Genomic DNA, 11,710 nt, shown 5'->3' on the forward strand with positions numbered 1-11,710 from the left:
ACTTGGAAATATCGGGGAAATAGCGGCCGCAGGGACGCTTGAGCTTACGCGAGCGATCGTGAGGAGACGACGATCAGCTGCTCCTGCACGCGCTTGCCATGCGACGCATTGAGCAATTGCCTGATACGGACGGCTGGAACGGGACGGCTGAACAGGTAGCCCTGCCCTTCGGACACGGTGCCGTCGGCGCTGATCAGCGCAAGCTGCTCGTTGGTCTCGATGCCCTCGACCACCACGGCCATGCCGAGGTCGGCGGACAGCCGTGCCACGCCGCGGAGCAGCGTCAGCGGGCGGTGGGCGTCGATCCCTTCCAGGAAGGAACGGTCGATCTTGACCTTCTGCATCGGGAAGTTGTGGAGATAGCTGAGGCTCGAATAGCCGGTGCCGAAATCGTCCAGCGAGATGCGCACGCCGAGTGCATGCAGCTGCGAGAGGATGTCGTGCGTGAGCTGCGTGTTGCGCAGCAGTGAGGATTCGGTGATCTCGATCTCGAGCCGGTGCGCCGGCAGGCCCGACACTTCGAGCGCGTAGCGAATCTCGCTCAGGACGTCGCGCTGGTGGAATTGCTGCGGCGAGAAGTTGACGGCGACGCTGACGCCCTCCGGCCACTTGATGCATTCCATGCAGGCCCGGCGCAGGATCCAGCGACCGAGATCGACGATCAGGCCCATGTCCTCGGCAACCGGGATGATGTCGACCGGCGAAACCGTGCCGCGCACCGGATGATTCCAGCGCAGCAGCGCCTCGCAAGTGGAGATCTTGCCGGACTTCAGATTGACCAGCGGCTGGTAGAACAGCTCGAATTCCTCGTTGGCGAGCGCCTTGCGCAGGTCAAGCTCGAGAATGCGTCGCGCCTCGGCGGTTGCCGCCATCTCGTCGCGGAAGAAGCAGAAGGTGCCGCGGCCATCGGCCTTGGCGCGGTAGAGCGCCATGTCGGCGTTCTTGAGCAGCGTGTCGGCGCTGGCGCCGTCAGGCGAAGTCAGCGCGATGCCGATGCTGGCGCCGATCTCGACCAGATGATTGTCGATGCGGTAGCGCTCGCTCAGGCGCTCGACGATACGGCGGGCAAGGCTCGCGGCATCCTCGGGCGCGCTGATATTCTGCTGGAACACGACGAACTCGTCGCCGCCGAAGCGGGCGACGAAATCCTCCGGCCGCAGCATCTCGCGCAAGCGGTTGGCGACCGCGCAGAGGAGCTGGTCGCCACAGGGATGGCCGAGCGTGTCGTTGACCTGTTTGAACTGGTCGAGGTCGATGAACAGCAGCGCCGAGAGATGCTCGGAATGACGCGCGGCGGCGAGCAGCCGCTCGATCTCGTCGCGGAAACTGACGCGGTTGGGCAACGCGGTGAGTTCGTCGTAACGCGCCAGATGGCTGATCCTGGCCTCGGCATTGCGCCGTTCGGTGATATCCTCGAGCAGCACCACCGCTCCGCCGTCGGCCATCGGCTGGACCGTCCACGACAGCGAACGATTTCGCGCCGCATCGGGGTCGGTCGTCACGGTTTCCCTGGCCTGCAGGGTCTCGATATCAGCAAGGATCAAATCACCGCTCGCCGCGTAGATCGATCCCGCCTGGACGCACGCGGCGACGACATCACGGGCGCTGGTGCCGCTTTGCGGCAGATTATCGGGCAGGTTCATCATCGCGCCGAAGCGATGATTCATCACGGCGAGCTGGCCGTCGCCGCGGAACATGCAGAGCCCGTGCGGCATGTTGTTGAGGGCGGTGTCGAACTGGCCGGCCAGCGCCGCCTCGCGCTCGCGCGCCACGACCGCACGCAGGAAGATCCGATGGAGATTGGCCGAAAGCTGCAAGACCGCGAAAAGGAAAGCCGCCGAAACGACCGACATCGCCACATAGTAAGGCGTGCCGCGCAGAGCCAGGGCGGCAACGGGCGGCACGAAGATGAAGCTGGCCTGGAGACGGAATATCGACTGCCGTCCATAAGCCCTGCCCGCTCCGCCTGCCACGATACCGGTGGTGACGGAGAGCGCGATCATATGGGCAACCGCGTCGTCATTGCTCAACAGGGTCGTGAAGCACCACAGGCCAATGACGATAGCCTGAATCAGGGCTCCGATCTGATAACGCTTCTGCCAGCGTGCCGCCTCCTCGGTTGTCATGATCAACTTGGTGGCGTGATAGCGGTGCAGATCGTAAGCGCGAATGGCGCCCGCCAGGATGAGAAGCGGGACAAATGCCCAGATCAGGACCATGCCGGTCTTGAGCGCGGTCAAGGATGCCGAGAACGCCGAGAAGACAATGCCGGTCAGCACCGTGCCAGGAGCCTCGAACAACGAATCGATCAGCGCCGCCGAACGCTTCGTCGGTTTGTGATCAATCCCGCCGCTCTGGTCTGCGAATTGCATTTTGGTTAGTACGCGCGTCCTGTTTGGCGCGTAGTTTTACTCACAGCAGATGAAGTCTTTCTGAGGGAACATCGTTAAAGCCGGGTTGTTTTTCGGCAATAGCGAAACTGTTTCTGTTGAGAAATCAAGCAACTAGGCAAGCCTTGCCGGGCCCAAGGTGAAGGAAAGCTTGCCGCACACGCAGAAAGCCGAAGCGTTCGCGCTTTTTTTTGAAGAGATCGCGCGTTGCGAAACGCGCGATCGAGCTATTGGTTGCCCGCGGTCGCGGACAGCAGCGGCGACCATGCCGGATCGGAGGCGAAGCCCGGCGTCGGCACCTTTTGTTCAAAGCGACCGGAGATGTCGACGGAGAACAGCGACGGTCCGGCATTGCCGCCGGGATCGCGGAAGAACATCACCACGCGTCCGTTCGGCGAGAAGGTCGGGCCTTCGTTGTGGAAGCCGGATGTCAGCAGCCGCTCGCCACTGCCATCAGGCTTCATGACGCCGATCGAGAACTGCCCGCCGCCCTGCCGGGTGAAGGCGATGTAGTCGCCGCGCGGCGACCACACCGGCGTCGAATAGGTGGCGTTGTTGTCGTCCTTGGAGAACGAGATGCGCTGCGCCTGTCCGCCTCCCGCGGCCATCACATAGATCTGCGAGCGGCCGCCGCGATCGGACTCGAAGCAGATGCGGCTGCCATCAGGCGAATAGGACGGAGACGTGTCGATTGCCGGCGTGTCGGTGAGCCGCGTGGTCGAGCGCGAGCGCAGATCCATCACGAACAGGTTGGAATTGCCGCCCTGCTGCAGGCTCATGATGACGCGCTGGCCGTCCGGCGAGAAACGCGGCGCGAAGGTCATGCCGGGGAAATTGCCGACGATCTCGCGCTGGCCAGTCTCGATGTTGAAGAGATAGACCTTCGGATCCCCCTGCCCGAACTCCATATAGGTGATCTCTTGCGAGTTCGGCGAGAAGCGCGGCGTCAGCACGAGGTCGGAGCCGCGGGTCAGGTACCGCACATTGGCGCCGTCCTGGTCCATCATGGCGAGCCGCTTGACGCGGCGCTCCTTCGGCCCGGTCTCGTCGACGAACACCACGCGGCTGTCGAAATAGCCCTTCTCGCCGGTCATCTGCTCGTAGATCTGGTCGGAGATGATGTGCGCGATGCGGCGCCAATATTCCGGCGAGGTGAAATATTGCTGGCCGGCGAGCTGCTGGCCGGTCACCACATCCCACAGGCGGAATTCGGCCTTGAGGCGGCCGTCCTGCTGCCGCGTCATGCGGCCGGTGACGAGGGCCTGCGCGTTCAGCGTCTTCCAGTTCTGGAATTGCGGGGCGACGTCGATGTTGCTGATGCGCTCGATGAAGGCGGCCTGGTCGATCGGGGCAAACAAACCCGAGCGCTTCAGATTGTTGGTGATGACCTGGGTGACGCCATTGCTGACCTCGCCGTCGGCGGGCGAGCCGGGCACGAAATTGGTGATCGCGATCGGGATCGGACGGAATTCGGTAGGATCGATGCGGAGACGGCCTTGCTGCTGGGCGAAGGCCTGACCACCCCCCAGCAGCGCGAGCGCCGACCCAGTCAGAGTCATGAAGCGGCGGCGGTTCATCGATCGAACGTCAATCATCGCAAAATTCTTTTGTTCGGATGTCACAACATGTCCTTCAGGCCGAAAGTCATCGGAATGAGCTTCCAGCTGTCGTATTGCTGCTTTGGCAGGAACGAATAGACCTGACACTGCACGATGGCGCGCTTGGCGCTCTCTGCCACGGCCTGCGCGATCGATCGCGACGGCCCGCGCACCGCGACGATGACGGGCTCGGATGCCAGCGATCCGTCGACCTTCATGGGAATGTCGATGTCGGCTTCGTACAGGTTGGCGTCCTGCCCGTTATAGGTGGGCGTGAAGCAGCGCTTGACCGCGCCCTGGAATGCGCCTTGCCATGTCGCGACGTTGTTTGCGGCTGTTCCTGATGTCGAGCCCAGTGACGCCGACGCATTCAGTGCCGAGCCGGCCAGCTCATGCCGGGTCGCGGCACGCTTGTCGAGGTCGCGGGCAATCTGCGCGGGATCGAAGGTGCGCTCCTTGGGCTTCGGCTGTTGCTGCGGCTGCACCGCGGCGACCTTCTGCTCCACCGGCTTGGGCGGCGGCTTCTTGGTGTCCAGCTTCTTCTGCAGCTCCGCGATCGGATCTTCCTTGGCTGGATCAGGCTTCTTTTCCTGCGGCTTCGGCTCTTCCTTCGGTTTCGTCTCTGCGACCGGCTTCGGCGGGTCGGGCTTCTTCTCGACCGGTTTCTCGACGGGCTTCGGCGGCGGGTCGGGCGTCGAATTGGTCTTGATCAGCTCTTTCTTCTCGGTGACCTTGCCGACGGCATCTTCCTCCGGCTTGGCCTCGGCGATCTTTTCGACCTTGGGCTTCGGCTCTTTCTTGTCGCCGGTCTTCTGCCCCGACATCATCTGCGCGAGCTGATCGCTCGAGATGATGTCGACCGGCAGCGACTCCTCGGGCGCGATGTAGGCTTTGCTGCTAAAGGTGAGCAGGCCCCATCCCAGCACGAGGACGTGGAGGACAATCGACGCAACGAGTGTCTTGTCGACGTTCACCTTCACCGGCTTAAGACCCCTGATCCGCTTCCGTGACGAGCGCCAGCTTCTTGAAGCCCGCGCCCGACAGCAGGCCCATCACCTTGGCCACCGTGCCGTAATCCGCCTTCTTGTCGGCACGCAGATAGATGCGTTCCTCGAGCCCGCCGCGCGCATCCGTGATCGCCTTCAGCTTCGGCACCAGCTCGTTGATCGCGATCTCCTGGTCGTTGATGAACACCTTGCCCTTGATGTCGACCGACATCTGGATCGGCTTCTGGTCGCTCTGGTCGAGGCTCTTGGCCTGGGTCTGTGGCAGATCGAGCGGCACGCCGACCGTGAGCAGCGGTGCCGACACCATGAAGATGATGAGCAGCACCAGCATCACGTCGACCATCGGCGTGACGTTGATCTCGGCCATGACCGGCTTGCGCCGGCTGCGGCGCCCGCCGCCTCCGGACGAACTGGCAACGTTCATGCCCATGGCTTGGTGCCCAATCTCGCCTTCACACTATACATGCCGTCCGTCAGCCCCGCTCGTCGATCTGGCGGGACAGGATGGCTGAAAATTCATCAGCGAAGCCCTCGAGCCGCTGGGCCTGCCGGTTCACCTCGGACGTGAACTTATTGTAGAAAATAGTGGCAGGAATTGCGGCAATGAGGCCGACCGCGGTCGCAAACAGCGCCTCCGCGATACCGGGCGCCACCACCGCCAGAGAGGTATTTTTCGACGCCGCGATCGACTGGAAGCTCGACATGATGCCCCAGACCGTGCCGAACAGGCCGACAAAGGGGCCGGCGGAGCCCACGGTCGCCAGCACCAGCAGGCGGCGTTCCAGCCGCTCGACTTCACGGGCGATCGAGACGTTCATGACCTTGTCGATGCGCATCTGGAGCCCTGCGACCGAGCGGGCATGGCTCTCGAACGAGCGCTTCCATTCGCGCATCGCGGCAACGAAACAGGCCGCCATCGAATGGGTCGGCTTGGCCGAGAGCGTGCGATAGAGCTCCTCGATCGACTCGCCGGACCAGAAGGCCTGCTCAAACCGGTCCATCGAGCGGCGGGTGCGGGCGTAGAGGAAGATCTTGTCGATCGCGATGGCCCAGACCCAGACCGAGCAGGACAGCAGGCCGAGCATGACGCATTTCACGATCCAGTGAGCCTGCCAGAACAGCGCAATCAGCGACACGTCGGCGGACGCGGCAACCGGAAGGGCGGACTGAGCCATTTCGGCCGGATTCATCAGAAATATCCTCTCAAGGTGACCGTTTTGGCGATCGTTACCTGTGTCCCCGCCTATGGCGGCGGATTCCCAACAGCCGCGCTAGACACCGGCGCGGCCGGCAAGCCCGCTCAAAGCCTTGTCTTTCTGGGATGCAGGGCTCGTCCAAAGCCGCCGCCTGCATTCCCTGTCAAGATGTCAAAACTATGGGCCTCGACGACAGCTCCGGGCGCGATTGTCCGTCGTTACCAGAGCCCGGCGATGGTTAATGCGGGGTTACCGGGAGCGATTTTGGCTGCGGAAAAGGGTGACAGCACAGGGGGATGAAGCGACCGCAGGGCTCTGTCGCCAGTCAGGCGACGCCGCTGCACTGAATTCGGGGGCCGGATAGTTCCATGGTGCCGGCCGCCCTGTTCGCGAGCGCAGACCCGACAGGGACGTCAATTTGCGGGACGCGGTCAGTTGAACCTGTAGGCGATACCGAAGGTCGCCATGTGACTCTGCAGACGCACGGAGTTGGTGGTCGACGAGGTTCCGGAGCAAAACACCGTCTCGGTTCCGAAGGCGGGATCACTGATGGTTGCGCTGCCGTTGCAAGTGCGGCTCTGCGCGAAGCGAGCCGTCCCGAAATCTGCATAGCGATACTCGCCGCGCAGAATCCAGTTCTCGGTCAGCTTCATCTCGCCACCGCCGCCAACCGTGAAGCCGGTGCGAACCGCGGATTGCTTGATCACGGCAGGTGAAAAAAGCCCCGCGGTGCAGCCGCCGACCTCCGCAGACACGAAGCCTGGCGCCGTGAATAGAGGCTTCAGGGCCGTATCGCAGTTCGATGTCTGTTCCATGCTCATCCAGGCTGGGCCGCCGGTGAGATAAGCCAGGAAAGCGGGATTGACGATGTAGCCAGCTCGCGCGCGAATGCTCGCATCCCATTTGGTGCGGATGCTGAAGCTGTCATTCATTCCGCCGCTTCCGCCGAAGTAACCGCCGATGCCGCCGGGAAGGTTGCGGCCAAACACCGAAGCCTGGCGATCGGCCCAGCCAAAATCACCCTCGACGCCGAGCAGCCATTTCGGATTGACCTGCCAGTTGTAGCCGAGATAGGGGCTGATGCGGGCCGAGCTCGTATCGAAACGATCGCCCATGAAGCAATCGCCGCAACCGGCCAGCAGGTCGAACCCCGATAAGGTGGACGTATCGGTGCTCGAGCTGACCTGGTTGGCGCGAAGGCCCGCGCCGACACCAAGATACGCCCCGTTCCACGATGCGGCCTGCGGCGCCGACGCATAGGCCGCGAGCGCCTTCACGGCCGGCGCATTGGCGTCGCCAAACTTGTAGGCCAGGCCGAACGTTGCGGTGTGGGTTTTGATCGCCGTCTCATAATTGACCGTCTGTACGCCCGTGGCGGCAGTCCGGACGTCCGTGCCGGAGAAATGACCGTAATCGGCGAAGCGATACTCGGCCCGGACGATCCAGTTCGGCCATAGCATCGCTTCGATGCCGCCACCGACCGTGTAGCCGAGCTGGGTCTTGCTGTTCGTGATGCTGGCGGGAGCAAGCGAGAAGGCGAAGCCCGGCGCGCAGCGGCCGTCGGCGCTCAGCAGCGCGCTGCAATTCGACGTGGTCTCGACATGGATCCAGGAGGGACCAGCCGTTCCATACAGCAGCACGGCGGGATCGACGAGATATCCAGCGCGGCCACGGATGCTTGCATCCCATGTCGTCTTGAATGCAAACGAATTGGAGGTCGACGCGCCGCCGTTGAATGGCGTCGCCGGATAGGCGGCGCCGAAGATCGTCGTGGTTTGATCGGCATAAGCCGCATCGGCTTCGATACCGAAAACCGTTTTGCCGATCTGCCAGTTGTAACCGAGATAAGGACTGATGCGGAACGCGGTGCCGTTGAAAGATCGCCCTGTCACGCAAGGCAGGCCGGCGAAACAATCAGCCGCGACGAACATGTTCTGGAGCACCGCGGGTGCCGTCGTGTCGGTCGCCGAATTGACGTTGACGCTGGACTCGCTGGCACGGAATCCTACTCCGGCACCGACGTAGAAGCCGCCCCAGGCTTCGATTGCGGCTGGCGCCTTGAACACGGGCGCCTTGAGCGGCAAATCCGCGGCAGTGGCCGCAGAAGCCACCAGCAACCCAGCGGCCACAGACAAAAGGCGCTTAAGTGTCGTCATCAGATTCCATTCCGGCGCGTCTCAATGAGGCGAATGCCGCATTGAAGCTGTACATGAAGGCGACCGGCACGACTTGGAGCAGACGGGACTGCCTCGTGGGACTTGACGCGACTCCGGCTGCTATTTCGCAGTGTGTTGCGCGCGCGCCACAGCCTATACGGTCTACTCGCTCGCCAACCGCGCCTTGCGAAGTTCAGAGGGGGTCAGGCCGTAGCGACGCCGGAAGCAGCGATTGAAGTAGGAGATGTCCGCGAAGCCAGAGGCCAGCGCGACACGGGCGATGCTCTCATGCGATCTGAGCGGATCGGTGAGGCCTGCCTGCGCTCGTGCAAGCCGCAATTCGAGCACGTAATCATGGAAGGAGGTGCCCGCTTCGCGAAACAGTTTCCGGATATAATCCGCCGAGACTTGCTGGAGCGCCCCGACGCTTTCGGCCGACAGATCGCCATCCCCTAGCCGCGCTTTGATGGCCTGCCTGGCAGCCTCCAGGCGCGCCGCCCGCGGGCCGTCGCCCTGTGCGGCGACCTCCTCTTCCGGGACCCCACAGATCAAGGCGACGAGGTCGCGCAGATGCTGCGCGGCCATTAGCTGCATCTCCGCTCCGGCTGGTTCGCCCATGGCCATCATGCCGAGCACATAGCCGCGCAACAGCTTGAGCGCGGACGAGCCCGGATGGATCGGCCGTATCAATCGGTCCTCGATATCGGGGACGAAGGGCGCAAGCGCCTGCCGCGGAAGCTGAACAGTGAGATGGCGGCCGCGATCGAGCAGCGTGTGGCGACCGACGTCGCAGGTCGTCATCAGCACTGCGCCGCCTTGCGACACCTCCAGGTCGCGTCCGAGCTGGGAGGCTTCGGCGCGACCTCGCGTGACCACGGCGAGGACGACGTTATCGGACGCGGTCGCAAGCAAGGGCCGCGTGATCCGAAAATGCGCGGGCGTGCGCCAGCCAGACGATAATCCCACCGCCGGCAGACGTCGCAACTCCGTTCTGGCCTCGAAGGGCGAGCCCTCGATCGGATTTATTTCGACATTGAAAAGCAGACGGCCATAGACCTCGCGCCAGATAGCCAGGCGGTCGCGCTCGGGTAGCAGGGCCGTTGAAAGGGATAGATAGTCCGGCTGAGACATTCAGGAGGGCGTTCACGAAAGTCAAAGCTCTTCGTCGCCTCTTGGCTACAAGCGGTTCAGCCCGTCAAGGTTGTGAGCCAATTTGTCGCACTTCGCTCTCGTCATGGCGAAGCGGCAACCGGGGCACAAGTGGGACTCGTGGCCGATACCGCTGACGTGAATGTGCGATTTGCCCGATGAACTCCGCCTGATAGGCTCCGCTCGCATCAACCAACAAGGGCCGGAGCAGCCGGCCTCGCCAGGGAGCAAGCCGTGCAACATGCGGGAACAAGCCTGCGGTGGATCACCGCCGCCGTCCTATCGGTCAGCCTCGTCACATTCAGCCCCGCGCGCGCGGCATCGGTGGCGCCAGTGGCCGCGGAGAACGGCATGGTCGTGTCCGCGCAGCATCTGGCGAGCCAGGTCGGCGTCGAGGTGCTGAAGCGCGGCGGCAATGCCGTCGATGCCGCCGTCGCCGTCGGCTATGCGCTGGCCGTCGTCTATCCGGCGGCCGGCAATCTCGGCGGCGGCGGCTTCATGACGATCCAGCTCGCCGACGGCCGCAAGACCTTCCTCGATTTCCGCGAGACCGCGCCCAAGGGTGCGACGGCCAATATGTATCTCGACAAGGATGGCAACGTCATCAAGGGCATCTCGACCAAGGGGCACCTCGCCGTGGGCGTCCCGGGATCGGTCTCGGGCATGGAATATGCGCGCGAAAAATACGGCACCATGAAGCGTGCCGAATTGCTGGCTCCCGCGATCCAGCTCGCCGAACAGGGTTTTGCGCTGGAGCAGGGCGACATCGACCTGCTGCTCACCGCCACCAAGGACTTCCAGGACGATCCCGCCTCCGCCGCGATTTTCCTCAACAACGGTCAGCCGTTCCGGGTCGGCGAGAAGCTGGTGCAATCAGAGCTCGCCAAGACCCTGCGCGAGATCAGCAGCAAGGGCACTGACGGCTTCTACAAAGGCTGGGTCGGCAGCGCCATCGTGGCCTCGAGCCAGGCCGGCAAAGGCCTCATCACGCAAGATGACCTCGACGGCTACAAGACCCGCGAGCTCGCGCCCGTCGAATGCGACTATCGCGGCTATCACGTCGTGTCCGCGCCGCCGCCGAGCTCGGGCGGCGTCATCATCTGCGAGATCCTGAATATCCTGGAAGGCTATCCGCTCAAGGAGCTGGGCTATCACTCCGCAGCGGCCGTGCACGTGCAGATCGAAGCGATGCGGCACGCTTATGTGGACCGCAACAGCTATCTCGGCGATCCTGATTTCGTGAAGAACCCGCTCGACCGCCTGCTCGACAAGAAATACGCCGCCGATATCCGCGCCGTGATCGATCCGAACAAGGCGGGAATTTCCAAGGACATCAAGCCGGGCGTCGCGCCGCACGAGGGCAGCAACACCACGCATTATTCCATCGCGGACAAGGACGGCAACGCTGTATCCGTGACCTACACGCTGAACGACTGGTTCGGTGCCAAGGTGACAGCAGCCAAGACCGGCGTTCTGCTCAATGATGAAATGGACGACTTCACCGCCAAGGTCGGGGTGCCGAACCTCTATGGCCTGGTGCAGGGCGAGGCCAATTCCATTGCTCCCGGCAAGCGGCCGCTGTCCTCGATGAGCCCGACCATCGTCACCAAGGACGGCAAGACCGTCATGGTGGTGGGCACGCCGGGCGGCAGCCGTATCATCACCGCTGTCCTGCAGACCATGATCAACGCGATCGACTACGGCATGAACGCGCAGGAGGCCGTCGACATGCCGCGCATCCACCAGCAATGGCTGCCTGATCTGACCAATGTCGAGACCTACGCCCTGTCTCCGGACACGCGCAAGATTCTGGAGGGCATGGGCCACAAGTTCGGGCCGCCGCAGCCCGCCAACCATCTCGCGGTCATCATCGTCGGCGCGCCGTCGCTGGACGGCAAGCAGGTCGGCAACAACCGCTACTACGGCGCCAACGATCCGCGCCGCAATTCGGGACTGGCGGCGGGGTATTGAGCACTGCGTAGGGTGGATTAGCCAAGCAGATGTGCGAAGCGCATCTGCGCGGCGTAACCCGCCACCTCTGCCACCGCGGAAACCAAGGAGATGGGTTACGCTGACGCTAACCCACCCTTCTGTAACGGGCTTCTGTAACGGGCTTTCAAAGGTCAATCCCTTTTTGCGTCGTACCGTTCGCCGGGGTGTTGCTTCTGTACGGGGTCGGCGCAAGGCCGCCACCTGATGGGGTCTGAAGAGGAT

At 63.2% G+C, this 11,710-nt stretch carries 8 protein-coding genes; 1 reads left to right on the forward strand and 7 read right to left on the reverse strand.

All coding sequences use genetic code 11. From position 1 onward, the window contains the following. Positions 1 to 44: 44 nt before the first annotated feature. The 7 genes from HYH07_RS15755 to HYH07_RS15785 form a co-directional block, all read right to left on the reverse strand. Positions 45 to 2,372, reverse strand: a complete 2,328-nt coding sequence (locus HYH07_RS15755) for a bifunctional diguanylate cyclase/phosphodiesterase (RefSeq protein ID WP_220003311.1) — start codon at positions 2,370 to 2,372, stop codon at positions 45 to 47. Between the two features lie 245 nt (positions 2,373 to 2,617). Further along, positions 2,618 to 3,967, reverse strand: coding sequence for a Tol-Pal system beta propeller repeat protein TolB (tolB, locus tag HYH07_RS15760; protein WP_220003330.1), 1,350 nt, complete (start codon positions 3,965 to 3,967; stop codon positions 2,618 to 2,620). A 41-nt stretch (positions 3,968 to 4,008) separates the two neighbouring features. After that, a complete protein-coding gene (locus tag HYH07_RS15765) occupies positions 4,009 to 4,968 on the reverse strand; it encodes a protein TolA (protein WP_220003312.1) in 960 nt (319 codons plus the stop codon). A 4-nt stretch (positions 4,969 to 4,972) separates the two neighbouring features. Beyond that, positions 4,973 to 5,425 (reverse strand): protein TolR, encoded by a 453-nt coding sequence (gene tolR / locus HYH07_RS15770; protein WP_057759167.1) that lies wholly within the window; start codon positions 5,423 to 5,425, stop codon positions 4,973 to 4,975. Positions 5,426 to 5,468: 43 nt separating this feature from the next. Further along, positions 5,469 to 6,185 carry a protein TolQ gene (gene tolQ, locus HYH07_RS15775; protein ID WP_057759169.1) on the reverse strand — a complete coding sequence of 239 codons (717 nt, stop codon included), beginning with the start codon at positions 6,183 to 6,185 and terminating at the stop codon, positions 5,469 to 5,471. Between the two features lie 437 nt (positions 6,186 to 6,622). Then, positions 6,623 to 8,347, reverse strand: coding sequence for an outer membrane protein (locus HYH07_RS15780; protein WP_220003313.1), 1,725 nt, complete (start codon positions 8,345 to 8,347; stop codon positions 6,623 to 6,625). A 162-nt stretch (positions 8,348 to 8,509) separates the two neighbouring features. Further along, positions 8,510 to 9,478: an AraC family transcriptional regulator gene (locus HYH07_RS15785; RefSeq protein WP_220003314.1), complete on the reverse strand. Its 969-nt coding sequence runs from the start codon at positions 9,476 to 9,478 to the stop codon at positions 8,510 to 8,512. A gap of 252 nt (positions 9,479 to 9,730) precedes the next feature. Between HYH07_RS15785 and ggt the strand changes: the two genes are divergently transcribed. Continuing rightward, positions 9,731 to 11,467 carry a gamma-glutamyltransferase gene (gene ggt / locus HYH07_RS15790; RefSeq protein WP_312016672.1) on the forward strand — a complete coding sequence of 579 codons (1,737 nt, stop codon included), beginning with the start codon at positions 9,731 to 9,733 and terminating at the stop codon, positions 11,465 to 11,467. Positions 11,468 to 11,710 lie beyond the last annotated feature (243 nt).

Source organism: Bradyrhizobium sp. BR 10261, from assembly GCF_019455395.1.
Classification (GTDB): domain Bacteria; phylum Pseudomonadota; class Alphaproteobacteria; order Rhizobiales; family Xanthobacteraceae; genus Bradyrhizobium; species Bradyrhizobium manausense.